Source organism: Martinezella rhizogenes (assembly GCF_007002745.1).
Lineage (GTDB): Bacteria > Pseudomonadota > Alphaproteobacteria > Rhizobiales > Rhizobiaceae > Agrobacterium > Agrobacterium cucumeris.
Genome location: NZ_SGNY01000001.1, coordinates 257606 through 280798, shown reverse-complemented (window position 1 = coordinate 280798; position 23193 = coordinate 257606). Strand labels below are relative to the sequence as shown.

The 23193-nt window shown below is 60.8% G+C and carries 31 protein-coding genes and 1 riboswitch; of the genes, 13 read left to right on the top strand and 18 right to left on the bottom strand.

Going from position 1 to position 23193, the window contains the following annotated elements; all coding sequences use genetic code 11:
- The first annotated feature begins 156 nt into the window (after positions 1 to 156).
- From EXN68_RS01390 to EXN68_RS01380, 3 genes are all read left to right on the top strand, one after another.
- The gene (locus EXN68_RS01390) at positions 157 to 1065 is read left to right on the top strand and encodes an ABC transporter permease (protein WP_137037281.1); all 909 of its coding nucleotides are present in this window, start codon (positions 157 to 159) and stop codon (positions 1063 to 1065) included.
- Positions 1058 to 2194, top strand: a complete 1137-nt coding sequence (locus EXN68_RS01385; protein ID WP_142839343.1) for a quaternary amine ABC transporter ATP-binding protein — start codon at positions 1058 to 1060, stop codon at positions 2192 to 2194. The genes EXN68_RS01390 and EXN68_RS01385 overlap by 8 nt, the downstream gene beginning before the upstream one ends.
- Positions 2195 to 2605: 411 nt before the next feature.
- The gene (locus EXN68_RS01380; RefSeq protein WP_046798605.1) at positions 2606 to 2893 is read left to right on the top strand and encodes a hypothetical protein; all 288 of its coding nucleotides are present in this window, start codon (positions 2606 to 2608) and stop codon (positions 2891 to 2893) included.
- Between the two features lie 10 nt (positions 2894 to 2903).
- Here EXN68_RS01380 and dmeF read toward each other — a convergent pair whose 3' ends face one another.
- Positions 2904 to 3887, bottom strand: a complete 984-nt coding sequence (gene dmeF / locus EXN68_RS01375; RefSeq protein WP_142839342.1) for a CDF family Co(II)/Ni(II) efflux transporter DmeF — start codon at positions 3885 to 3887, stop codon at positions 2904 to 2906.
- An 80-nt stretch (positions 3888 to 3967) separates the two neighbouring features.
- Positions 3968 to 4240, bottom strand: coding sequence for a Ni(II)/Co(II)-sensing transcriptional repressor DmeR (gene dmeR, locus EXN68_RS01370; RefSeq protein WP_006312183.1), 273 nt, complete (start codon positions 4238 to 4240; stop codon positions 3968 to 3970).
- A 127-nt stretch (positions 4241 to 4367) separates the two neighbouring features.
- Between dmeR and EXN68_RS01365 the strand changes: the two genes are divergently transcribed.
- The 5 genes from EXN68_RS01365 (at position 4368) to EXN68_RS01345 (ending at position 7536) form a co-directional block, all read left to right on the top strand.
- Positions 4368 to 4721 carry a hypothetical protein gene (locus EXN68_RS01365; RefSeq protein ID WP_142839341.1) on the top strand — a complete coding sequence of 118 codons (354 nt, stop codon included), beginning with the start codon at positions 4368 to 4370 and terminating at the stop codon, positions 4719 to 4721.
- A 101-nt stretch (positions 4722 to 4822) separates the two neighbouring features.
- Positions 4823 to 5236: a MerR family transcriptional regulator gene (locus tag EXN68_RS01360; protein WP_046798602.1), complete on the top strand. Its 414-nt coding sequence runs from the start codon at positions 4823 to 4825 to the stop codon at positions 5234 to 5236.
- 81 nt (positions 5237 to 5317) lie between these two features.
- Positions 5318 to 6265, top strand: a complete 948-nt coding sequence (gene pip, locus EXN68_RS01355) for a prolyl aminopeptidase (RefSeq protein WP_142839340.1) — start codon at positions 5318 to 5320, stop codon at positions 6263 to 6265.
- Positions 6266 to 6459: 194 nt separating this feature from the next.
- The gene (locus EXN68_RS01350) at positions 6460 to 6948 is read left to right on the top strand and encodes a GNAT family N-acetyltransferase (protein WP_003509304.1); all 489 of its coding nucleotides are present in this window, start codon (positions 6460 to 6462) and stop codon (positions 6946 to 6948) included.
- Between the two features lie 21 nt (positions 6949 to 6969).
- Complete coding sequence (locus EXN68_RS01345) at positions 6970 to 7536, top strand: type 1 glutamine amidotransferase family protein (protein ID WP_142839339.1); 567 nt, start codon at positions 6970 to 6972, stop codon at positions 7534 to 7536.
- Positions 7537 to 7713: 177 nt separating this feature from the next.
- Here EXN68_RS01345 and EXN68_RS01340 read toward each other — a convergent pair whose 3' ends face one another.
- From EXN68_RS01340 to EXN68_RS01315, 6 genes are all read right to left on the bottom strand, one after another.
- Positions 7714 to 8028, bottom strand: coding sequence for a hypothetical protein (locus EXN68_RS01340; protein WP_142839338.1), 315 nt, complete (start codon positions 8026 to 8028; stop codon positions 7714 to 7716).
- A 4-nt stretch (positions 8029 to 8032) separates the two neighbouring features.
- Positions 8033 to 8746, bottom strand: a complete 714-nt coding sequence (locus EXN68_RS01335) for a CbtA family protein (RefSeq protein ID WP_142839337.1) — start codon at positions 8744 to 8746, stop codon at positions 8033 to 8035.
- An 11-nt stretch (positions 8747 to 8757) separates the two neighbouring features.
- Positions 8758 to 8940, bottom strand: coding sequence for a CbtB domain-containing protein (locus EXN68_RS01330; protein ID WP_046798597.1), 183 nt, complete (start codon positions 8938 to 8940; stop codon positions 8758 to 8760).
- 162 nt (positions 8941 to 9102) lie between these two features.
- A riboswitch (cobalamin riboswitch) is annotated at positions 9103 to 9330 on the bottom strand.
- A 269-nt stretch (positions 9331 to 9599) separates the two neighbouring features.
- Positions 9600 to 10520, bottom strand: coding sequence for a cytochrome c (locus tag EXN68_RS01325; RefSeq protein WP_142839336.1), 921 nt, complete (start codon positions 10518 to 10520; stop codon positions 9600 to 9602).
- Between the two features lie 87 nt (positions 10521 to 10607).
- Positions 10608 to 11042: a c-type cytochrome gene (locus EXN68_RS01320; protein ID WP_161991153.1), complete on the bottom strand. Its 435-nt coding sequence runs from the start codon at positions 11040 to 11042 to the stop codon at positions 10608 to 10610.
- A 246-nt stretch (positions 11043 to 11288) separates the two neighbouring features.
- The gene (locus EXN68_RS01315; RefSeq protein WP_142839335.1) at positions 11289 to 11933 is read right to left on the bottom strand and encodes a LysE family translocator; all 645 of its coding nucleotides are present in this window, start codon (positions 11931 to 11933) and stop codon (positions 11289 to 11291) included.
- 133 nt (positions 11934 to 12066) lie between these two features.
- On the opposite strand from EXN68_RS01315, the gene EXN68_RS01310 reads away from it, so the two are divergent.
- Positions 12067 to 12777, top strand: a complete 711-nt coding sequence (locus EXN68_RS01310) for a helix-turn-helix transcriptional regulator (RefSeq protein WP_142839334.1) — start codon at positions 12067 to 12069, stop codon at positions 12775 to 12777.
- Here the strand turns inward: EXN68_RS01310 and EXN68_RS01305 are convergent.
- Together EXN68_RS01305 and EXN68_RS01300 are read right to left on the bottom strand one after the other, a co-directional pair.
- Positions 12766 to 13611: a metallophosphoesterase gene (locus EXN68_RS01305; protein ID WP_142839333.1), complete on the bottom strand. Its 846-nt coding sequence runs from the start codon at positions 13609 to 13611 to the stop codon at positions 12766 to 12768. The genes EXN68_RS01310 and EXN68_RS01305 overlap by 12 nt on opposite strands.
- 120 nt (positions 13612 to 13731) lie before the next feature.
- Positions 13732 to 14334 carry a superoxide dismutase gene (locus EXN68_RS01300; RefSeq protein ID WP_003494380.1) on the bottom strand — a complete coding sequence of 201 codons (603 nt, stop codon included), beginning with the start codon at positions 14332 to 14334 and terminating at the stop codon, positions 13732 to 13734.
- Positions 14335 to 14554: 220 nt separating this feature from the next.
- Here EXN68_RS01300 and EXN68_RS01295 point away from each other — a divergent pair, with 220 nt between their 5' ends.
- Complete coding sequence (locus tag EXN68_RS01295) at positions 14555 to 14899, top strand: hypothetical protein (RefSeq protein WP_161991152.1); 345 nt, start codon at positions 14555 to 14557, stop codon at positions 14897 to 14899.
- 4 nt (positions 14900 to 14903) lie between these two features.
- Here the strand turns inward: EXN68_RS01295 and EXN68_RS01290 are convergent, their stop codons facing one another.
- Positions 14904 to 15446, bottom strand: a complete 543-nt coding sequence (locus tag EXN68_RS01290) for a GNAT family N-acetyltransferase (protein WP_142839331.1) — start codon at positions 15444 to 15446, stop codon at positions 14904 to 14906.
- Between the two features lie 97 nt (positions 15447 to 15543).
- Between EXN68_RS01290 and EXN68_RS01285 the strand changes: the two genes are divergently transcribed.
- Positions 15544 to 16425, top strand: coding sequence for a LysR family transcriptional regulator (locus EXN68_RS01285; protein ID WP_142839330.1), 882 nt, complete (start codon positions 15544 to 15546; stop codon positions 16423 to 16425).
- Between the two features lie 82 nt (positions 16426 to 16507).
- Here EXN68_RS01285 and EXN68_RS01280 read toward each other — a convergent pair whose 3' ends face one another.
- Entirely contained in the window at positions 16508 to 17389 is an 882-nt protein-coding gene (locus tag EXN68_RS01280) for a branched-chain amino acid aminotransferase (protein ID WP_142839329.1), read from the bottom strand.
- Positions 17386 to 17727: a hypothetical protein gene (locus EXN68_RS01275; RefSeq protein ID WP_142839328.1), complete on the bottom strand. Its 342-nt coding sequence runs from the start codon at positions 17725 to 17727 to the stop codon at positions 17386 to 17388. Before EXN68_RS01275 ends, EXN68_RS01280 begins: the two co-directional genes overlap by 4 nt.
- On the opposite strand from EXN68_RS01275, the gene tam reads away from it, so the two are divergent.
- Positions 17726 to 18496: a trans-aconitate 2-methyltransferase gene (gene tam / locus EXN68_RS01270; RefSeq protein WP_142839327.1), complete on the top strand. Its 771-nt coding sequence runs from the start codon at positions 17726 to 17728 to the stop codon at positions 18494 to 18496. The genes EXN68_RS01275 and tam overlap by 2 nt on opposite strands.
- Before the next feature lie 2 nt (positions 18497 to 18498).
- Here the strand turns inward: tam and EXN68_RS01265 are convergent, their stop codons facing one another.
- Entirely contained in the window at positions 18499 to 18867 is a 369-nt protein-coding gene (locus EXN68_RS01265; protein ID WP_142839326.1) for a VOC family protein, read from the bottom strand.
- Between the two features lie 48 nt (positions 18868 to 18915).
- Positions 18916 to 19626 carry a helix-turn-helix transcriptional regulator gene (locus EXN68_RS01260; protein ID WP_142839325.1) on the bottom strand — a complete coding sequence of 237 codons (711 nt, stop codon included), beginning with the start codon at positions 19624 to 19626 and terminating at the stop codon, positions 18916 to 18918.
- Between the two features lie 215 nt (positions 19627 to 19841).
- Here EXN68_RS01260 and EXN68_RS01255 point away from each other — a divergent pair, with 215 nt between their 5' ends.
- Complete coding sequence (locus tag EXN68_RS01255; RefSeq protein ID WP_142839324.1) at positions 19842 to 20669, top strand: aldo/keto reductase; 828 nt, start codon at positions 19842 to 19844, stop codon at positions 20667 to 20669.
- Positions 20670 to 20694: 25 nt separating this feature from the next.
- Here EXN68_RS01255 and EXN68_RS01250 read toward each other — a convergent pair whose 3' ends face one another.
- From EXN68_RS01250 to EXN68_RS01240, 3 genes are all read right to left on the bottom strand, one after another.
- Positions 20695 to 21306: a LysE family translocator gene (locus EXN68_RS01250; RefSeq protein WP_142839323.1), complete on the bottom strand. Its 612-nt coding sequence runs from the start codon at positions 21304 to 21306 to the stop codon at positions 20695 to 20697.
- A 218-nt stretch (positions 21307 to 21524) separates the two neighbouring features.
- Positions 21525 to 22334 (bottom strand): AraC family transcriptional regulator, encoded by an 810-nt coding sequence (locus EXN68_RS01245; protein ID WP_142839322.1) that lies wholly within the window; start codon positions 22332 to 22334, stop codon positions 21525 to 21527.
- A 70-nt stretch (positions 22335 to 22404) separates the two neighbouring features.
- Positions 22405 to 23163: an SDR family oxidoreductase gene (locus EXN68_RS01240; RefSeq protein ID WP_142839321.1), complete on the bottom strand. Its 759-nt coding sequence runs from the start codon at positions 23161 to 23163 to the stop codon at positions 22405 to 22407.
- Positions 23164 to 23193: the final 30 nt, after the last annotated feature.

Genomic DNA, 23193 nt, shown 5'->3' with positions numbered 1-23193 from the left:
GGGGTATCGCCCATCACAAACGTTGAGAATTGGAAAAGGGTGCGCCCTGCTGATCTCCCCCCTTGAGGGGGGAGATGTCCGGCAGGACAGAGGGGGGTATCCCAGCCTCCGTCGCCCGCCGCACCATCCCAAAAACCCAAAGGGAAAACAACAATAATGGCCCTCTGCAATTACCTGCCGGACCTGCTCTGCAAGTTCCCGGCAATCGACAACTCCACGATGCGTGTGGCACGCAAGACCATCGACGATGGTTTTCGCGACATCGTGCGCAATTACGGCGATGCGATCGATGTGATCGTGCATCCGCTGCAACTCTTCCTCAATTCCTCGGAGCGGCTGTTCATCCAGACGCCGTGGATCATCACCATGCTGGTCATTCTCGCCATCGTGCATCTGGCCGGGCGCAGCTTCAAGATCACCGGCGGCACCGCCATTTCCCTGCTGATGATCGGCGCGGTCGGCCTCTGGCGGGACGCCATGACGACGCTGTCCATCGTCGCCATCGCCACCCTGATCGCCATCGTCATCGGCCTGCCGCTCGGCATCCTGATGGGTCGTTCCGAACGCCTGCAACGCCTCATCAATCCCGTGCTTGACGTGATGCAGACCCTGCCCAGCTTCGTTTATCTCATCCCCGTGGTGGTGATTTTCGGCATCGGCAAGGTTCCGGGCCTGATCGCAGTGGTGATCTATGCCATTCCGCCCGTCATTCGCCTGACCAGCCTCGGCATTCGCCTGGTGGATCGCGAAGTGCTGGAGGCGGCCGATGCCTTCGGTTCGTCCAACGGCCAGAAGCTGTTCAACGTGCAGCTGCCGCTGGCGCTGCCCACCATCATGACCGGCATAAACCAGACCATCATGATGGCGCTCGCCATGGTCGTCGTCGCCTCCATGGTCGGTGTCGGCGGGCTCGGCAAGAACGTGCTGCAGGCCATCAACAACCAGTTCTTCACGGTGGGCTTCCTGAACGGTTTCGCTCTGGTCGCCATCGCCATCATGTTCGACCGGGCGAGCCAGGCTTTTGGCAAGCGCCTGCAGAAATACCGCGAGGTCTCCCATGGCTAAAAGCATCGAAATCCGCAACCTCTACAAGATCTTCGGCAAGCATCCCGAGAAATATCTCGAAGCGGTGCGGTCCGGCATGGACAAGGCCGAACTGAACGACAAACACAACCACGTGCTTGGCCTCAACAACATCAACATCACCATGCCGGGCGGCAAGATCACCGTCGTCATGGGGCTTTCCGGCTCCGGCAAGTCGACGCTCATCCGCCACATCAACCGGCTGATCGACCCGACCGCCGGCGAGGTTCTTTATGACGGCGAGGATATCTGCGGCATGAGCACCTCGGCGCTCAGGAAATTCCGCCGTCTCAAGACGGCAATGGTGTTCCAGAAATTCGGGCTGCTGCCGCATCGCACCGTTCTGGAAAACAGCGTCTACGGTCTCGACATCCAGGGCGTACCGCGCAAGGAAAGCGAAGAAAAGGGCCGCTACTGGCTGGAGCGGGTCGGCCTCGCCGGTTACGAGGATTATTATCCGAACCAGCTCTCAGGCGGCATGCAGCAGCGTGTGGGCCTTGCCCGGGCGCTTGCCAATGACGCCGATATTCTCTTGATGGACGAGGCCTATTCGGCGCTTGATCCGCTGATCCGCGTCGATATGCAGACCATGCTGCTCGATCTGCAACAGGAGCTGAAGAAGACCGTGGTGTTCATCACCCATGATCTGGACGAGGCTTTGCGGCTCGGCGACCACATCGCCATTCTGAAGGACGGCGAAGTGGTGCAGCAGGGCGACGGCCAGAGCATCATTCTCTCCCCTGCCGATGGCTACGTCACCGACTTCGTGCGCGACGTCAATCGCGGCCGCGTGCTTCAGGCCACCACGGTCATGGAGCCGCTGGACAGCAAGCCGCAGGGCATGTCCGTGCCGGAAAGCGCGACGCTGGAGACCATTGCCCGCGATATGTCGGAAGCCAACGAGACACAGGCGCATGTGGTGGATGAGGACGGCAAAGCTGTCGGCTCGATCGGCCTCGATACGCTGGTGGCGGCCATGGTGACGCCCGCCCCGCAGGAGGCGGAGGCAACGGTTGAGGTGATGACGCCTGCGCTGCAGAAGACCGAGATGGTGGAGGAGCCTGCGAAGGTGCGGGAAGCGGTTTTGCCGGTGGAGAAGGAAACGGCGTAGTCCGATAAGTTCCGGGGTTCACCCCTTACCCAGCACTGCTCATCCATCATCCCTTCCCCCACCCGCCACGTCATCCTCGTCCTTGAGGCGAGGATCCACGGCTGGACGCCATGGGGCTTGAAAATAGATCCTCGCCTCAAGGGCGAGGATGACGCGTAGGGTGGGGCGAGGCCTGTAACAATGTCGGCATGATGTGACCTTATTCGTCTTCGTTGCGCGATCATGAAGGATCACTTCCCCTTACTCGCCTCTTCCCGCCTCTTCCCGCCTCTTCCCGCCTCTTCCCGCAAAAACGAAGCACCACTTCACCGCCTGTCAAGCCGGGACAGTCGCTGCAACGCAACAAGCGCAAGTTTCAGACAAGTCGCCGCCGTTAACCCTTCGTTAACTTTTGAACGCGGAATCACCGACATGCAGATCGAAAGCAATATCGGCGGATACAATTATCAGGGACGTATCCGCGAGATCGAAAAAACCGGCAGCGCGCAGAGCACGCCGGAGGAGCAGGCCGTCAAACGCGGCCCCGGCAACCCCACCGTTTCCAGCACCATTCTTTCGCATTCGCTGGCCAACGTGTTGTGGGCCGTGGGCAATGGCAGCGCGCCGGCCTATCAGGATACGCCCGCAGTGGCTTCCGCCGAGGACAAGGCGGAAGCACAGGCCGAGTGGGTGCGCAGCGCCTATTCCGAATACGAATAGGCGATTCTTCTCAGGCCCTTGCCGGGCTGACCTCCACCGTCACATGCGACAGTTCATGTATGGCCGCAAGTTTCCGCTTGTAGAAATCAGGCGCCTTCGGTGCCTGCGACTGGATCGCCACAATAGCGGCGTGATGCCCCGGCCCCACCTGCCAGACATGCAGGTCGGTGATGCGATCCTCTTCCGTCTCGACGCTTTCACGAATTTCCTGCGGCAGATCTTCCGTCTGCGGCACGGCATCGAGCAGGGTTGTTGCCGTCGAGCGCACGAGACCCCATGACCAGCGGGCGATGACCAGACCGCCGACAATGCCCATCAGCGGATCGAGAAAGGACCAGCCGTTCCATTTGCCGAGCAGCAGCGCGACGATGGCGAGAACCGAGGTCAGCGCATCCGCCAGCACATGCAGATAGGCGGCGCGCAGATTATTGTCCCTGCCACCCCTTGCCGCGCCATGGTCTCCATGATGCGCGTGGCTGCCATGGCCGTGATGGGCATGCGAGCCGTGCCCATGCCCGTGATCATGATGATGGTCATCCTTCAAAAGCACAGCGCTGACGAGATTGACGGCAAGACCGATGACGGCGACGAGGATCGCCTGGTTGAAGTCGATTTCAACCGGATTGACGAGACGCATGGCGCTTTCGACGGCAATCAGCAGCGCCACCACCGCCAGCACGATGGCGCTGGCGAAGCCTGCGAGATCACCGAACTTGCCGGTGCCGAAAGTGAAGCGCGGGTTGCGCGCCTCGCGCCGGGCATAAAGATAGGCGAGCGCCGAAATCAGCATCGCGCCCGCATGGGTGGACATGTGCCATCCGTCCGCTGTCAGCGCCATGGAGCCGAACCAGTGGCCGGCGACAATCTCTGCCACCATCATCACGGTGGTCAGCGCAATCACCATCCACACGCGCTTTTCATTGCGCTCATGGTTCTGGCCGAGAAAAACATGGTCGTGGCCGGTCGCGGCGGGGAATTCGGATGTCGTCGTCATGTCGCTAATCCTGTTCGATCTTCAAGCTAGTCTTTCCACGCATGGCCTTTCCCAAAGTCGCGGACAGTTTGGAGGGCCTGCTAGCGGATGTAGGTCTTCAGCACCTGGGCCAGCTCTTCTGCTGCCCGCGCCCGCTCGTCCTCATTTTCGGCGTGCACCACATGTTCGTGCAGATGCTCCTGCATCACCTCCCCCGTCAGGCCGGAAAGCGCGCCGCGCACCGAAGCCAGCAGTTGCAGCACCTCGCCGCAGGGCTTGGCATCATCAAGCGCCCGCTCCACCGCTTCCATCTGCCCTTTCAGGCGGCGGATGCGGGCGAGCAGCTTGTCCTTGTTGCGGATCGTATGGGACATAAGCACCTCATATAGTATAGGGGGGTATACTATATTACGTCGATTTTTCGTTCAAGTCCTGCGCGACGCAATCCTCGCGAATGTTTCGGCCCCTAAAAATACCCCATCAGAACTTGGGGACTCAGTCATGACGACTATCGCAGCAACCACCACCAGCTATTATGCATCTCCGGTCCGGACCCTTGAGCCGACGAAAAACAAGGAAACCCACTCCACCACCGAAGCCCTGCTGGAGTTGACCCGCGCCGCACACCGCGCCATCTCGAGCGCCGAGAGCGTCGCCACCGCGGTCGCGCCGGCTGCCGCCAGTGTATCAGCCGGTCTTGCCGCCGCATTGTGGAATCTCGACAGCGGCGTCTCCGACGCGGCCAAGCCGGCCTTTGAAATGGCGACCGCCGCCCAGCCTGAAGCCGCAGCCAATATTGAGAACGAAGTTCTGAAGGCATTGGCTGAGGCGCTGGGTGTGAACGAAGCGGCCTGACCCCATTGAACAGCAGGCAAAAAAACCATATCTCTAGAGACTAGAGCATCGGATGATGAGCGGCGGAAGCACTCTGCCAAGTCCGCGATATGGAGAAAGCCATGCTGTCCATCGGTGAATTGTCTAAACGCACCGGCGTCAAGGTGCCGACGATCCGTTATTACGAGCAGATGGGCCTCATCCGCGAGGCGGATCGTTCCGATGGCAACCAGCGCCGTTATGAAAAATCCGACCTCGAAAGGCTGGCCTTCATCCGCCACGCCCGCGATCTCGGGCTGAACATCGATGCCATCCGCGAGCTGATCGCGCTCAGCCAGCACCGGCAGATGCCGTGCGAGGGAGCGGATCGCATAGCCGCCGAACATCTGGCCGATGTGCGCGAAAAAATCGCCAAGCTCAGGAAACTGGAACACGAGCTGGAACGCATCGTCGCCCATTGCGATGGCCATTCCATCGAGGATTGTTACGTTATCCGTGCGCTTTCCGATCACGGCATGTGCGGCGGCGAACATTAGGACCCACCCGGAACAGGGCTGACATTCCACTGTCATCCGCGCCCTGTATGCGCTCTCTCCTGCTTGAAGAAGGGATGCCGGATGGCCGAAATATTTCCCGAAATCACCCCGTTCGAGACTGTTTTCCTCGAGGTTTCCGAAGGCCACCGGCTGCATGTGACGATTGCCGGCAACCCGGCGGGGCGGCCGGCGATCCTGCTGCATGGCGGCCCCGGTTCAGGGCTTTCGGCGACGGCCAGACGCTATTTCGATCCCGCCCGCTACCGCATCATCCAGTTCGACCAGCGCGGCTGCGGCAAAAGCACGCCGAATGCTAGCGAGAGCCTGGCGCACAACACCACGCATCACCTGATCGACGACATGGAGGCCATCCGCTGCGCGCTTTCGGTGGATGACTGGCTGATTTATGGCAGCTCCTGGGGCGCCACACTCGCGCTGGCCTATGCCCAGCGCCACCCGGAGGGGGTGCGCGCGATGGTGCTGGCCGGCGTCACCACCACGCGGCAAAAGGAAATCGACTGGCTTTACAAGGGGCTGGCGATGTTTCTGCCGCAACAATGGCAGCGTTTCATCGCGGCTATCCCGGATCATCTGCCGAAGGAAGATCCCGTCGGCGCGTATCTCCAGCTTTTGAACGATCCTGACCCCGCCATCCGCCGGATGGCGGCGCTTGAATGGCATTTGTGGGAGGCGGGCTCGATCAGTGCGGAGGCCAGCTCGGCCTTTCCGGAAAAATGGCGCGACAGTGATTATATCCTGACCCGCGCGCGTCTCTGCGCCCATTATTTCCACCATGCGGCCTGGCTGGAAGACGGCGTGCTTCTGCGCAATGCCGGCCTGCTTGCAGGCATTCCCGGCATGCTCATCCAGGGCATGCGCGACCTGCAGGGACCACCCGTCACCGCTTACGAACTTGCCGCCGCATGGCCGGGAAGCGAACTGATTGCCATAGGTGGAGCCGGGCATTCCACCGGTGATGCCGGGATGGAAGATGCGATTGTTTCAGCAATCGCACGATTTGCAAATTGAAGCCGCTTGACAGATTACGGATTCGGGCGCATTGCAATGACATGATCAACGAACGCGCACCCATCTCCTGCTCGTACTTTTGGGCCTACCTTTAAGGGCGGCTCGACAGATCATATTGTCAACAAGCCGCCGTCAGGCGGCTTTGTTGTTTTCAAACGTCCTGACGGCACAGATAAGACCAAAGGACCGAAAAAATGACCGAAGATAGCTCCCTTACACTGGAAAGACCGCCCGTCGTCATCATTCGCGGCGCCCGCAAAACGGATTTGCCCGAGCTTAACGAGATGATCACGCTGCTTGCCTCCTACCACGGCGATGCGGCGGCGATCACGCCGGCCAAGCTTGAGCGCGACCTGTTCGGCCCCCTGCCCTGGGTGCATGGTCTTGTCGCCGAAGCCGATGGCGCGCTGATCGGCTACGCGCTGCTTCTGCCGCTCTACAGGGCGCAGGAAGGCCGGCGCGGGCTTGAACTGCACCATCTCTTCGTGCGTGACGGCCATCGCGGCCACGGCACCGGCCAGCATCTGGTTTCCCGCGCCCGCGATATCGCCAAGCGGCTGGGCTGCGATTATCTTTCCGTCAGCGCCACGACCGGCAATGTGGCGGCACATCGTTTCTACGAAAACATGGATTTCGCGCCGCGCCCGGTCACCGGCATGCGCTACATGCAGTCCATCGCCTGATCACAACCAACGGAGACGGCCATGACACGGATCGCCATTGCGCTGGCGCAGGATTTTGCGGACTGGGAACCGGCGCTGCTTGCGGCGGCGGCACGCAGCTATCTCGGCGTCGAGATCGTTCATGCCACCCCGGACGGGCGGCCGGTAACGTCGATGGGCGGGCTGAATGTAACGCCCGAAACCTCCTATGACGCGCTTGATCCTGATAACATCGATGCGCTCGTCATTCCCGGCGGTCTCAGCTGGGAAAAGGGCACGGCCGCCGATCTTGGCGGGCTGGTGCAGCGCTTTCGCGAAAAGGACCGGCTTGTTGCCGGTATCTGTGCGGCGGCAAGCGCGCTGGCGGGCACGGGTATCCTGAACCATGTCGCCCATACCGGTAATTCGCTCGCCTCGCACAAGGCCTATCCGGCCTATCGTGGCGACGGTCTTTATCGCGACCAGGCGAAGGCGGTCAGCGATGGCGGCGTCATTACGGCCGCCGGCAGCGCACCGGTGAGCTTCGCGGTTGAAATTCTGAAAAACCTCGGCCTCTTTGGTCCGGAAGCCGAGGCGGAACTTGGAATTTTCGCGGCGGAGCATCGGTAAGGCGCAGAGCCTTATTCCGCCCTCTCTCCGTCATACCGGCCCTGAGCCGGTATCCAGCCAGCCCAAGTCCTTGGGCTGAAAAGACTTCTCCCGCCGCGCAGACGCGCGTCGGCTGGATGCCGGATCAAGTCCGGCATGACGGTCGAGGAGAAGATGTCTCTCGCAAATCATCCCGCGCTATTCTCGATCAAGCACCCGGCACACACGCGCCGCAAACTCCGACCCCTCGCCGGCAATCGCGCGGCGGATATCGCGGCTGTTCAAATGCAGGCTGCGGCCGGCGGGCAAATTTGAGCGTTTGATCTTGGCGAGTGCCGCAGCGGCAAAGGCAGCCTCGTGGTCTTGAAAATAGGCAAGCGCCGCATCACGATCGGGACTTTTGCCCAGAGCGGCCTTGAAGGCAAGGCGGTGCACGGCGCAGAAAGCGCCGTGACCGGGAACCGCAAAACGCAGCGCATCGAGTTCGTCACTCCACTCCGCTGCGTCCTGCATGGTTTCAAGCCGACTGGAAGCGTTTCAGGAAAAACGCGCTCAATGTTCCAAGCAGCGCCCAGAAAACGAAGCTGGTGATGGTGGCGGCAACGATGAACTGCCGTTCCAGCGGCAGCGGCGCCAGCGCATGTTCGCCTTCCGGCGGCAGCGGTGCGCCCACCACATGCGGTGCGACGATCAGCACCAGAGCCAGAACGATGGCCCAGGGCTCGCGGCGAAATGCGATCAGCGCAATGCCGCCCGCGGTTGCGACAACCGTCGAGAGCCACCAGATCTGCCGTGCCTCAAGTGCTGCGGCCGGGCTTCCCGGCAATTCCGGCGGCAGGCCGATCATCGGTGCGAGCATGACGGCGGCAAAACCAGCAACGCCCCACAGAAGACCTTCGCGCCAGCCGGCATCGGTGCCACGCAGCGAGATGAGACCGGTCAGAACAAGCGCGTAACCGATGGCCGTCAGCACATTGGCGGCAACGGTATAGGCGGTGCGCTCGAAGCCATCGGCCGGAGCCCATGCCTCGTCATTGTGCTCATGGGCGGGAACCGCAGCGCCGGGTGCTGCTGCATCATGGCTGTGGGCCGCTTCGCCGCCGGCGCTTTCAAAGGTTTCCGCCTGAAGGATGAGCGGCGTGGTGCCGAAAGCCTGCATGGCCGAGACGGCCAAACCGCCAACGATGCCGACGAGAACGGCGGTAAAAACGATATTGCGAAAAAATGACATGCCGTTTCCCCTCAATGGCAAGGGAAGGCATTGGCATGACGTGTGTCATGCGCGGCATTGTGAACGGCTTCCACATGCGAAAAGCCGACAAAACCGACTACGAACAGGCCCAGCACGATCGCCGTCAGCGATTGCGCGAAGCTGCCCGTTTTTGCGGAAACGGCAGCATTGGCCGTATTCTGCTGGATGGACATGGTGACCCCTCTCCCGGCGCGACCCCGCGCCATAAGATACAGCCGAACGGCAAAAAAGCCGCGCAGCTGCATATGATACACTTCACCACGGGGATACGAGACTGACACAGGGGTACCGAACCGACGACCCTGACATTCCGCTCTTCCGGACACCCCGCCGGCATGGACATTTCCGCGATGGCAGGTCTCCTGGCTTGCGGGTCAAAACCTGAAACACCTTCCCGGCATCGCCCTCGCCTTGAATGGGGGCGAGATGGCTTGCCAGTGGCATTTCGTTTCAGGCTCTCCGCTCACAGTTGCGGGGGCAGCCACGAATGAGGATTGCTCCCTATCGTGTTCCCTTTTCACCTTCCGGAACGCCCGGAAGGAACCATCACGCAGATGTTATCTGCCGGGTGGGTGCGGGAGTCAATGGCGGCGAGATCTTGGCACTGCCGGCAACGCACCTCAGTCAACGTCATCCTGGAGTTTAGCCCGTTGCTGTGCGCTTTAGATTGGAAAGAGAAACTGGAACGAAAAAACACTCTCCCGTTATTCCGGCCCTGAGCCGGAACCCAGCCGACGTGCGTCCGCACGGCGAAAAAACTCTTTCAGCCCAATGCTTGGTCTGGCTGCATACCGGCTCAAGGCCGGCATGACGGAGGGGAGCTTCAAACTCTCTATCGAGACGGGATCGCCTTCAGATAGGCGGCAATCGCATTGCGGTCTTCGGCGGTCAGATGCGCCATGTTCTGCTGTACCTTGACCATGGAGCCGCCGACGCTGTCGAATTCCGGGGTGAAGCCGGTTTCCAGGTAACCGGCAATATCGGCCGCCGTCCAGGCGCCGATGCTCTCGGAGCCGGGCGTGATATCGGGGATACGGCCCTCGCCTTCGGGATTGGGGCCGCCGGCCAGCCATTTGTCTTTCAGGAAACCGCCGAGAGCATCGCGCGGGGTGTGGCATTCGCCGCAATGGCCCGGCCCTTCGACCAGATATTGGCCGCGCAGCAATTCGGCATTGGCATTGGCAAGCTCGACGCGCGGCGGGGCGGAGGTGTCGAAATACAGGAACTTCCAGCCGCCGAGCGCCATGCGCAGGTTGAAGGGAAACGGCAGGTCGTGATCCGGCGCATCATTCTGGCTGGCCGGCAGGGTTTTCAGATAACCGAACAGGTCGTTCACATCCTTCTGCGTCATGCGCGCATAGGAGGCGTAGGGGAAGGACGGGTAGAGATGTTCGCCGTTCTTTCCCACCCCGCGCGTCATGGCATCGCCGAATTCCGCCAGCGTCCAGCCGCCGATACCATGCTGCGGATCAGAGGAAATATTGGGAACGTGGAAGGTGCCGAAGGGGCTTTTCAGCGGCTGCCCGCCGGCAAGCGTCCGCAGCGCGTCTCCCGTGGCATCCGGTGCGGCATGACAGCTTGCGCAGCCACCCGCCCAGAACAGCGTTTCGCCATTGGCCAGATCCGGCTCGCCGAGGCTGACCCAATGGCTGGGCGCCTGACGCTGCGGCGCGGTAACCCAGGCGAAAATGCCGTAGCCGGCAACGGCTGCGATCACGGCCCCGCCCACAAGCTTCGTCCAAATGGAAGACATACCCCTCTCCCCATTCTCACCCGAGCTGGTCAGGTGTCTTTCAAAGTGAAAAAACGCCGCCGGGAAGCGGCGTTTTGAAATTCGGGATTATTTCTTCAGACGATAGGTCTGGTGGCAGGTGCCGCAATCTGCGCCGAGCGTCTGCATGGCGGTGGTGACGCCCGCCTGATCGGTGGGGAGATTGGCAAGAACCGTGTCGGCATCAGCACCGAGCTTGGCAGCCTTGGCCTTGAAGTCTTCGAAATTTTCCCAGATGGCGGGAGCAGCCGCACTGCCGGTCTCGGTGCCAGCGGGGAACTGTTCGGGGAAAGCCTTGGCATTGGTGCTGATGGTCGTCACGGCAGCCTTGACGGCCTCGGCGTCGAAGGGCTTCTGGCCCTTGGAGATGGCAGCCAATGCCCCCATGGAGCCGCCGATCTGCTTCATCATGCCTTCGCGTTTTTCGACTTCGCCGGCAGCGAAGACCGCTCCGGCGCAAAGACAGCCGAAAAGCATGGCCGCCGCGATGGTTTTCAGTTTCATACACTCTCTCCTTGATTCCGGCCGGGTGCCGGACGCTTGATGGAACGGCGCGAGGATGCCCTTTCCGCATGGCGAAAAGAAGTCACATTGCGGTGAATTCCGCCGTGAAAACAGAAGTGTAGAGTATCAGGCGAAAAAGTATCCGGCGGTTTTCCGGCAGGAACCCGTGACAAAACAACGGGCCTGAGGGGAGCATTCGGCGGCTTGCCGAGGAATGGTCTCCCTCAAGCGGCGAAACTGTTCCTCTTATTCGCCGAGGCTCCAGGACAGAGCTTCCCAAAATGTCAGCAGGGCTGCGGCAACCAGCATGAAACCGGCAGCGCGACCGATGAAGATCGTGGCACCGGGTGAAGAAACCAGCCATTGCCGGCTTTTATCCGCCGTCAGCGCCAGCGCGCCGTAAACGGTAAACTGCGTTACCGCCACCATCACCCCCATCACCAGCCCCTGCATCCAGATCGGACCATAGGCCGGTTTTAGAAATTGCGGATAGACGGCCATCATGAACAGATAGGCTTTCGGGTTGGAAAGGCAGGTCAGCACCGCCCGCCAGAACGCTTTTTTCGAGGAGGCGCTCGCCTGCGCCTCATCGCCATTCACGACAATTGCGCTGCGCATCAGGCCGATGCCGATCCAGACCATATAGGCAGCGCCGACAATGAGAAGCGGCAGGAACAGCGACGGCATCCAGGTGGCGAGCAGGCCAACGCCGGCCGCACCGTAAAGCGAATGCACGATGCCGCCGGCGCTCATGCCGCTTGCGGCCGAAAGGCCGGTTTTCCTACCGCCCGTCAGCGCGCTTGCCAGCACGAACAGCATGTCCATGCCCGGCAGGATGATGATGCCGAACAGGACCAGAAAGAAAAGCCAGAGATTTTCGGCATAACTCATGTCAGTATCTCCCCAGACGGTTCATGGCACATTTAGGAATATGCATGTTTCTCAATGTGTTTTGCCGTTTATAGAAAAAGCCAACTGACAGCATTATGTCAGTTGTCTTGAAAAAAACGCCGGGGAAATGTCAATGCGCAAGGCCTCGAGACTGTTCGAGATCATTCAGATCCTGCGGCTGGCCCGCCGGCCCGTTACCGCCCAGATGATTGGCGAAAAGCTGGAAGTGACGGCGCGTTCGGTCTATCGCGACATAGCCGCCCTCCAGACCATGCGGGTGCCCATCGAAGGCGAGCGCGGCGTCGGTTATATTCTGCGCCCCGGCTTCAGCCTGCCGCCGCTGATGTTTTCCATCGAAGAGACCGAGGCGATCGTGCTGGCGCTCGCCATGGTGGGCCGTTCCAGTGATACCGAATTGCGGCAGGCGGCGAAAAAGGCGAGCGACAAGATTGCCGCTTCCCTGCCCGAACCCCTGTCCAAAACCCTGTCGGCCAATGCCCTGCATGCCTGGGGCAGCATCGCGCCCGCACCTGTCGGCATTGATCTCGCCACCGTGCGGCGAGCGGTGCGCGATGAAGAGCGGCTGGAGATCAGCTATCGCGATGAAACCGGCGCAGAGACCCGGCGGCAGATCCGGCCCATTGCCGTGATCTATTATTCTGAGACGGTGAATATCGTCGGCTGGTGCGAATTACGGCAGGCGATCCGCAACTTCCGCTCGGACCGGGTTTTAACCTGCGAAAGCACCGGCAGCTTTTTCAAGCTGGAAGGTGAAAAGCTGCGGCAATTGTGGATGAGCGGCTGGCATAGCAACCAGCCGGGCATGCCATCCTTAAAGCCGTAAGAGGCGATTCTCCTCGCGGCCGAAACCGCGAATGACGATCCGGTCTCCGAAAACATCGGCGATGGCAAAGGTGTTCTGGTCGGGCGTGTCCACCATGCCCTTGAAATTGACGAAGTGGGTGTTGCCCAGCACACCGTAATTGCCTTCGTGATTATGGCCATTGAACCATGCGACCGCCGAAACATGGGCGCCGAGAAGATCAAGAATGCGCGGCGCATCCCACATGTTGTGGGCGTTTTCCGGATAAAGCGGATAGTGGCACAGCACGACCACTTTTTCGCCGGCTGCATCCGATTTTTGCAGGACGCTTTGCAGCCATTCGAACTGTTCGTCGCTGAGTGAGGCGTTCCAGTCCTGTGCATTAATCGCGCCCGCTTCCTGCAGGTGCTTCAGCCGCTCCTGCGCAAGTGCGCGACGCGGATCGCCGGGCGGCGGGGCGAAGAGACTGACCTCGTTGCCATCAAGCACGGCGAAGCGGACATTGCCGATGGCAAAGTCATGCCAGGGGGCCGGCATGCCAAGGCGGGCATGGATGGCGGTCAGATGTTCAGGCGCAACTGAAAAATCATGATTACCCGGCAACAGGACCGAGGGATGGCGAAGCCCGTCATAAACGCTGAGGATCGCATCGAAATTCTCGAAATCGCGGTCGATGATGTCGCCGAGCGTCACCACAAAGGCGAGGTCCTCTTGGTTGAAGGCGGCCACCGCTTCGGAAAGCTTTTTCGGGCTTTCGGCGTAGTAGCGCCCCATGTCCGGACGGGGATCGGCATTGGCATATTGGGGATCGGCGACGATGCCGAAGGAGAAGAGAGGCTTGCTTTTTTCAGTCATGATGCGCCGCGATAAACCCGGCTGATGACAGGCTTGTGACAAACGGCCGGAACGGCGTGCCCCAAAAGCAGAACACCCGGCACAAAGGCCGGGTGTTCAAAAAATTCCGTTCGCCAAGCCTTACTTGGCAGCGGCTTCGTAACGCTCCAGGACGTAGTCCCAGTTGATGAGGTTATCAACGAAGGCTTCCAGGTACTTCGGACGCAGGTTGCGGTAGTCGATGTAGTAGGAGTGTTCCCAGACGTCGACGCCGAGGATCGGCTCTGCACCATGAACCAGCGGGTTTTCGCCGTTCGGGGTCTTGGAGATTTCGAGCTTGCCGTTCTTGACGGAGAGCCATGCCCAGCCGGATCCGAACTGCGTGGTGCCGGCAGCAATGAAATCAGCCTTGAACTTGTCGTAGCCGCCGAGATCGGAAGCAATCGCCTGCTCGAGCTTGCCCGGCAGCTTGTTGCCGCCGCCGTCCTTCTTCATCCACTTCCAGAAATGAACGTGGTTGTAGTGCTGGGCAGCGTTGTTGAAGAGGCCGGCATTGGTGCCAAAGGACTTCTTCACGACTTCCTCGAGCGACAGGTCGGAAAGACCGGCTTCGGCAGCCAGCTTGTTACCGTTGTCGACATATGCCTTGTGGTGCTTGTCGTGATGGAACTCGAGCGTCTCGCGCGACATGTAAGGTGCAAGCGCGTCGTAGTCGTAGGGGAGTTCGGGAAGTTCGAAGGCCATGGTTTTTACTCCTTTTTGCAGCGGGTTACCGCTCCTAGAAACCGTGTGAGCGGACCATAGGAGCGAACCTCTGTTTGGGCAACCTGCGAAATATCAAAATGTTCCGACAAAAGAGAAAATTCGTCTCTGGCCAGCCGCCACCACATTTGTTTCACAACCCTGGCGTACCGTTTTCCACCCTATCGGTTCGCTTTTGCCGAAAATGCAGGAAGGAAATTCCATGACGCGCTTCATCACCCGAAACATTCTCTTCGTCGCCGCCTTCGCATCGCTGACACTGCCTGCCGCTGCATCTTCTGATGATGCGTGGAAGGAATTCGTGGCGGATGTGCAGACCGCCTGCCTTGCGGGCGCCAAGGACATGATCGAGGATGCCAAGGCGGTGGTCGATCCCGTCGGCAGCGAGAATTACGGCCTTGCCATCCTCACCGGCAAGGCGAAGGGCGCGGATGCGACGGTCAGCCATATCTGCGTCTATGACAAGAAGACCAAGGCCGTGGAGCTGGGCAGCGAACTTGCCGGCGATACGCTGAAGGTGGAAATTCCCGGCTCTACCAAACCCTGATCGGTCAGAAACGGGGCGTGGTGTCACCCTCGCCCAGTGATCGTTGCATCAGCACCGTATCGAGCCATTGGCCATGTTTCCAGCCGATGGATTTGAAAGTGCCGACATGCTCGAAACCGGCGGCGCGATGCACGCCGATCGAGGCGGCATTGGCGCTGTCACCGATGACGGCGATCATCTGGCGGAAGCCGCGCGCAGTCGCCTCCTTAATCAGCGCATCGAGAAGCTTGCGGCCAATGCCCATGCCTTTCATGGCCGGATCAATATAGACGGAATTCTCAACCGCCGCGCCATAGGCCGGGCGCGCACGATATGCGCCGGCATAGGCATATCCGGCTACCTTTCCGCCGACTTCGGCGACGAGATAGGGATAATTGCCTTCCACCAGAAGGCGGCGGCGCTCGGCCATCGTCTCGGCGGTCGGCGGATCGATCTCGAAGCTCGCGCGGCCATAAAGCACGGCATCCCGGTAAATTTCGGTAATGGCTGGAATATCCGCCTCTTCACAGGGGCGGATCGAAAGGCTGGAAACGGTGGAAGGGGTCATTCTTGCTGTCCTGCGGATCATTCACGCCATCATTGTGCATTGCGGCGCAATCAAAATAAAGATTATCTATCTTATACAAACGATAAGGTTTTCTTTGATGATGGACCTCGATCTGCGGCAGGTGCGCAGCTTCATGGATGTGGCCGATCTCGGCAGCTTTTCCGCCGCCGCCGACAAGGCGGGGCTGACGCAGCCGGCCATCAGCCTGCATATAAGGTTGCTGGAAAAGCAGCTCGGCGTGCGGCTTATCGAAAGGGTCGGCAGGCGGGCGCAGCCGACGGCTGCGGGCCGGGATTTTCTCATCCATGCAAGGCGGATCGCGGAAGAGGTGGCGCATGCCATCGAGACGGTTGCGCCACATCGCAGCGGGGTGACGGGGCGGCTGCGCATCGGCACGGGCGCCACCGCCTGCATCTACCTGCTGCCGCCGGTGCTGGGCAAAATCCGCCAGGCCATGCCGGGTATCGACATCGTCGTACAGACCGGCAATACCCACGATATTTTGCGGCTCCTGGAGGCCAACACCATCGATGCCGCCGTGGTGGCCCTGCCCGCCAGCGGCCGCAGCCTTGATATCAGCGACATCCATCTCGACGAACTGGTCGCGGTTTTTCCACGGGGCACCGGCGAAAAGGTACTGAATGCCGAAACATTATCGAGGCAGCCGCTGCTGCTTTATGAGGGTGGCAATACGCGCAGGCTGGTGGATCAATGGTTTGCAGCGAGCGGCCGCACCGTGCAGCCCGCCATGGAGCTGGGCAGTGTCGAGGCCATCAAGAAACTGGCGGGTGCAGGTCTCGGCCTTGCGATCGTGCCACGCATGGCCATGGAGCATGAAGCTGCGGCATCCGGGCTTGAGTGGCGCTCACTCGACCCGCCGCTGGAGCGACGGATCGCGCTGGCGCTCAGGCGCGACAAACATATGACCGCGCCGTTGCGGGCGCTTGCCGCTGCCTTGCCGGATGTGCGGACACGGTGAGGCCGTTCAGGCTCGCAGTTCAAAATAAAAGCCGCGACGGGTAAGACCCATCGCGGCTTCTGAAAAAAGCGTTATTGAAGGCTCAGACGTCCGCGCCGAGACGCGCCCAGTCCATGTAGAGATCCAGCGCCTTGCGCGCCACGGGACCGGCCTGCAGCTCGCGGTCATCGAGCTTCACGACCGGCGATACTTTCGAATAATTGCCCGAGCAGAAGATTTCATCGGCCTCACGGAAATCCTCGACCGACAAGGTCGCCTCGCGAACGTCGAAGCCGGCCTGGCGCAGCAGGCCGATCACCCGCGAACGGGTGATGCCGGCAAGGAAGGTGCGGTTCGGCACCGGAGTGAGGACGACACCATCCTTGACCATGAAGATGTTGGCGGAGGCCGATTCGGCGACATTGCCGTTCATGTCGCGCATCAGGGCGTTGTCGAAACCGCGCGAACGGGCTTCCAGAATGGCGCGGCCGCTATTGGGGTAAAGGCTGCCGGCCTTGGCGTCGGTCATCGCGGTTTCCGGCGAAGGACGGCGCAGCGGCGAAACGGTAAGTGTCAGCGGCTTGCCGGCATCCATCGGCGCTTCAAACAGGCAGAGCGCAAAACGGGTGGAGCTGGCATCCGGTGCCACGACGCTGCCGGGCATGCCGTGTTCGGCCCAGTACATCGGCTTGATATAGATCGCCATCTTGCCGTCGAATTTCTTGACACCTTCCAGCGCCAGGGTCTCGATCTCTTCCGCCGTCATGGTCGCTTTCATGCCCATATTAACGGCCGAGCGGTTGACACGCTGGCAATGCAGATCCAGATCGGGCGCCACGCCATCGAACCAGCGCGCGCCGTCAAACACCGTCGAGGCCAGCCACATGGCATGCGAGGTCGGGCCGATGAGCGGCGGGTTGCCGGGCAGCCATTGACCGTCAACATAGGTCCAGGTGGTTGATCGGGGTGCGGTATCGACGCTCATGGCGGGCTCCTGTTTTCAAGCGTTTCCGTACGGCGAAAACGCTCCGTCTTTTTGTCTTGGCGCAATTCCCGGCGCAAAACGCTTTGCACTTTATTGGAAATGCTCTGGAAATCGGCCGGAGTGAATGCCTGTCGCCCGAGGAGGTCAAGTTTTAATTGCCGCGATCTCGGATTTTGATGGAAAATAACAAAGCGACGCCCCGATAAAGATGTTTTATGAGGCGAAACAAAAGGTTGTTGAATAGGTTCATCACAATAATTCATGCATCGGATGATGGCGGCGTCATTTCGCCCGTGCGATGCTCCCGGTCTTACAGCTCTCTGGCAGGAGGAAATCATGGCATGGTCCGCCCAGCAATATCTGAAATTCGAAGATGAGCGGACACGTCCCGCCCGGGACCTTCTGGCGCAGGTGCCGCTGGAACGGGTACTGAACGGCTATGATCTCGGCTGCGGGCCGGGCAATTCCACCGAGCTTCTGACCGACCGCTACGGCGTCAATGTCATCACCGGCATCGACAGCGATGACGACATGCTGGAAAAGGCCGCCGACCGGCTGCCGAATACCCGTTTCGGCAAGGCCGATCTTTCGCAGTGGCGGCCGGCCCAGAAGGCCGACCTGCTTTACGCCAATGCAGTTTTCCAGTGGGTGCCCGATCATCTTGCCGTTCTTTCGCAATTGATGGATCAGCTGGAAAGCGGCGGGGTTCTGGCGGTGCAGATGCCGGACAATCTGCAGGAACCGACACATCGCGCCATGGAGGACACCGGCGCCAACGGCTCCTGGAAGGATACCTTTGTCGATGGCAGGCTGCGGCGCAAACCCCTGCCCGCGCCATCCGACTATTTCAATGCACTGGCGCCGAAATCCGCCCGCGTGGATGTGTGGCACACCATCTACAATCACCCGATGAAGGATGCGGAAAGCATCGTCGAATGGGTGAAGGGCACGGGGCTGCGCCCCTATCTCGCCGCCGCCGGTGAGGAAAACCGCGAAGCCTTCCTCAGCGATTATACGCAGCGTATCAAGGCGGCCTATCCGCCGATGACGGACGGCCGCCTGCTGCTGCGCTTTCCACGGCTGTTTGTGGTGGCGGTGAAGAAGTAGCGTCAGCCCGCGAAGGCATAGACCCTGAGACGGTGGTTGTCGGGGTCTGTGGCCGTGAAAGTGTAGCCGAATTCCATTTTCGCGGGCTGCTGCAGCATGGGGACACCTTTTGCCCGCCATCCGGCGAAAGCCTCATCCACCTGTGCATCGTTTTCGACACGGAAGGCAAGCTCGCCGCCACCGCCCGTCACCGATGCCTTCGGCTCCACCGTGTGGCGCGACCAGAGGCCGAGCTTCATGCCGTTCTGAAGAACGAAGAGCGAGAATGTCGGCGAAGATTCGACCGGCTCCGTACCCAGCAGGGCCTTGTAAAACTGCGTGCTGGCGGGTGGATTGTCGACGTAAAGGATGGTGAAATCGGGGTGGGTCATGGTCGTTCTCCTGTGTTGCGGATGAACGAGGTCTAGACCCGTCTGCTGTCAGTTTTTGTCAGCATGATCCGGCCGCCGCCGCTGTTTTTCGCGCTCGCGCCATTCTTTCAGCAAAGCCTGCCGGCGGCGGGGATAACGGCTGTCCAAAGGGCGGAAAGTTTCGATGCGATCGGCGCGGAAACTGCGGAAATCCTGCCGCGTTTCGCACCATGCCAGCACCACCCGCACCAGATCGAAAAAGGCGAGCGCGAAGGGCCAGATCACCCGCTCCGTCAACTCTCCCTTTTCGTCACCATAGGTCATCACGACCTTGCTCTCCTTGCGAATCGTATCGCGAATTTCGGCGAGATCGATGCGGATGGTTGCCACGGCTTGCCCGGGGCCGATGAGAAGCGTGGAATTGTCGAGTTCTTCGCGCAGGGCATCGGGAAGCACGGCGGCGATCTTGACGAGCGCGGCGCGGGCGGCCTCGGCCAGCCCCGCATCGGCACGGCCCGCCACCCAGCGCGAACCCAGCACCAGCGCCTCGATTTCCTGCCCGGAGAACATCAGCGGCGGCAAAAGAAAGCCGGGGCGCAGCACATAACCCACGCCCGCCTCGCCCTCGATATCCGCGCCCTGCGCCTGAAGCGTCGCTATATCGCGGTAGAGCGTGCGCAGGCTGACGCCGGTCTGCGCGGCAAGGGCCGCACCGCTGACCGGCATGCGGTGGGAGCGCAGGATCTGCAACAGATCAAGCAACCGTTGTGAGCGTGACATGCGACATTTCCTTCCATCCGCATATTCAAATCCATACCGCGATATGATCTTCTGCCGCCGACTGTTATCGCCGCGCTTCTCCGCCCGCAATGGCGCGGATGAGTGACCGTGTCAAAACGGTTGAAACCGATTGCGCCGATACCAGTTAATGAAAGACGGCTTCCCGCCCGGCGTCCGCCGCCGGCCATGTTTTCAGCAAACAGGAGAGACATCCCATGTATGACGTCAGCGCGAATGGCGCGAATATTCCCGCCCTCGGTTTCGGCACCTTCCGTATTCCGGAAGACGATATCAGGCGCATTCTGCCGGAGGCGCTGAAGCTCGGCTTCCGCCATGTCGATACCGCCCAAATCTACAAGAACGAAGGCGCGGTCGGTGAGGTCATCGCTCAGTCAGGCATTTCCCGCCACGATATTTTCCTGACCACCAAGGTCTGGGTGGACCGCTACCGTCACGACGATTTTCTTGCCTCGGTTGATGAAAGCCTAGCGAAACTGAAGACCGACTATGTCGATCTGCTGCTGCTGCACTGGCCGAAAAGCGACGTGCCGCTTGCCGAGCGCATGGGCGCGCTGAATGCGGTGCGCAAGGCCGGCAAGGCGCGCAATATCGGCATTTCCAACTTCAATGTAGCGCTGACTGACGAGGCGGTGAAACTGTCCGATACGCCGCTTGCCACCAACCAGATCGAATATCACCCCTATCTCGACCAGACGAAGGTGATTTCGGCCGCACGCAAGCACGGAATGTCGGTGACGGCCTATTATCTGATGGCCGATGGCAAGGTGCCGAACGATCCCGTTCTGAAGGATATCGGCGCGAAACACGGCAAGACCGCCGCGCAGGTGACCCTGCGCTGGGCGGTGCAGCAGCCGGATATCGTGGCGCTTTCCAAAACGGCGACGGAAAGCCGCCTGAAAGAGAATTTCGATATTTTCGATTTCGCGCTGTCGGAAGAGGAAATGCGGGCGATCCACGCGCTTGCCAGGCCGAATGGCCGCATCGTCAGCCCCGGCCACCTCGCGCCCGACTGGGACGACTGAGGCGACGGGGCCATTCGGTCCCGTCTTATCGCTCGGTCAGGGCCAGCTTCGCACCCAGCGCCACGAAAGCGGCCGCGAAGCTGCGCCTCAGCCAGGCGAGGACCGCCGGGCGTGATATCACCTGACGCCTTACAGAGGCGGCAAAGCAGCCATAAAGCGCAAAGACCAGAAATGTCATCGCCATGAAGATCAGCCCGAGATCGACCATGCGCCATGTCGGCAAAGCCTCATCCGGCGAGATGAATTGCGGCAGGAAGGCGAAAAAGAAGATCGACAGTTTCGGGTTCAGCAGATTGATGAGGATCGCCTCGCCGATGACACGGGTGGCCTTCTGGGGCTCCCTCGTATCGTCGATCTTCAGCGCACCATCTTCCCGCAGCGTGTTCCACGCCATGTAGAGGAGATAGGCAACCCCCAGATATTTGACGATGCCGAAGGCCAGCGCACTCGTGTGCAGAATGGCGGCAAGCCCGGTGATGGCGGCAAGCAGATGCGGCACGATGCCAAGCGTGCAGCCGAAAGCCGCGATGATGCTCGCCCTTGCCCCTTGCGAAAGACCGGCGGCCAGCGTGTAGACCACCCCGGTTCCGGGAGACGCGGCGACGATGAAGGATGTGATGAGGAATTCGGGTGTCATGATGCGGGTGTGTCCTGTGGGTGGAGGACGGGAGCATGAGGGTGCGTGGGGTGGGTGTCTTGGATGAAATTGCAGCGCCACACCCGCACACCGTCACCCCGGACTTGATCCGGGGTCCAGCGCGATCAAGTCTTTGATCGCGAAAAACTCCCCTCACGGCGCAGACGCGCCGTGGCTGGATGCCGGATCTAGTCCGGCATGACGGAAGAGAACGGCGATCAGCCGCCCGTCGCCGCCCGGTAAACCGCAGGCGTCACCCCGAATTGCCGCACGAAGAACCGGTTCAGATGGCTCTGGTCGGCAAAACCGGCGATGAAGGCCGCCTCGGCGGGCGGTGTGCCTCTGGCCAGTTCATGGCGCGCCACATGCACGCGCCGCTGGAGAAGATAGCTGTGCGGTGTCAGGCCGGTTGCTCTTGCGAAGGCCCGCAGGAAGCGGAACTGGCTCATGCCGGCCTCCCCGGCCAGATCGGCAAGGCGGAACGGGTGGCAAGGGTCGTCATCGATGCTGCTTTTCGCGCGCCTGATGGTGTCGGGCGCAGTCACCACAGGCGGTTTAGCCGCCGTCTCCATCGCAGCCGCCAGAAGCACCAGCAAGGTCTCATCGCCATGCAGGGTTTCGCCCGGTCGTTCCGTCGCAGTGGCGGCGGAAAAGACAGCGTTGAACCGATCAGCCAAAGGCCTCGCATCAACGGGATAGGCAAATTCGAACGCGCCGTGATCCTTCTCGCAGACATCGGCAACGGCATCGCGAACGATATCGATGTCGAGATAGAGCATCCGCCAGGCGCGGCCACCCTCCCCGAGCGGGATACCGTCATGCACCTCGCCGGGATTGACGGTGATGACATGGCCGGCGCCCGCCTCCACCATGCCACGGCCGGAGAGCGATTTCTGCGCGCCGCGCTCGATGAGGCCGATGCCGAACTGATCATGCATATGGCGCGGAAAGCAACGATCGCTATCCGCCACCACGGCGGCGACACCGGGCATGCTGGTTTTCGGCATCAGAAACTGGCCTTGGGCCATGAAAGCGCGCGCTCCAAGGGAAAGAGCGCGACGCTATCACAGGATGTCCTTGTGCGACAGACGCCGACGCTTAAGGATGCATATGGTTGATCATGGCGAAGACCTGATCGAAATTGCCGTTCTGCGCAGCAAAACGCAACGGCTTGCAGCGCTCCACCACGACTTCCTTCTCATCCGGGCGGTTCTTGAGAATGTCCATCACTTCGGAAATGAACGCCTCAAGCGGCATGGCCCTTTCGTCAACGGCCTGCCCCTCGCCCATCAGCGTCGTCTGCACATAGGGCGGCACGATTTCAATGACCTCCACCGGCGTCTCCTTCAGCTGCTGGCGCAGCGCGACCGAATAGGCGTGAATGGCCGATTTGGTGGCGCTGTAAGTGGGGGTCAGCACCATGGGCACGAAGGCCAAGCCGGAGGAGACCGTGAGCACGGTGGCGGCGGGCTGCTTGAGGAAATGCGGCAAAAGCGCCGCCGTCAGGCGGATGGGCGCGAGAAGATTGGTGGCAATGGTTTCTTCGGCCGTATCCAGATAATCCGGCGCGGCGGCGATCTCTTCCGGCCGCATGATGCCGGCATTGTTGATGACGGCGTTGAGGCTCGGATGGGCCTTCACCAGAGCTTCGGCAAACGCGCGGATGCCTGCGGCGTCCGTCGCGTCCATGACCATCGAGGCCATGCCGGGATTGGCAGCCGTCACCTCATCAAGCACGGCCTTACGGCGGCCGGAAATGATGACCCTGTTGCCCGCCTGATGAAACGCTTCCGCCAACGCCCGGCCGATGCCGGAACCGCCGCCGGTGATGAGAATGGTGTTGTCGGTGATTTTCATTGCAGCATCCTTTGCTTGTTGGCTGAAAGG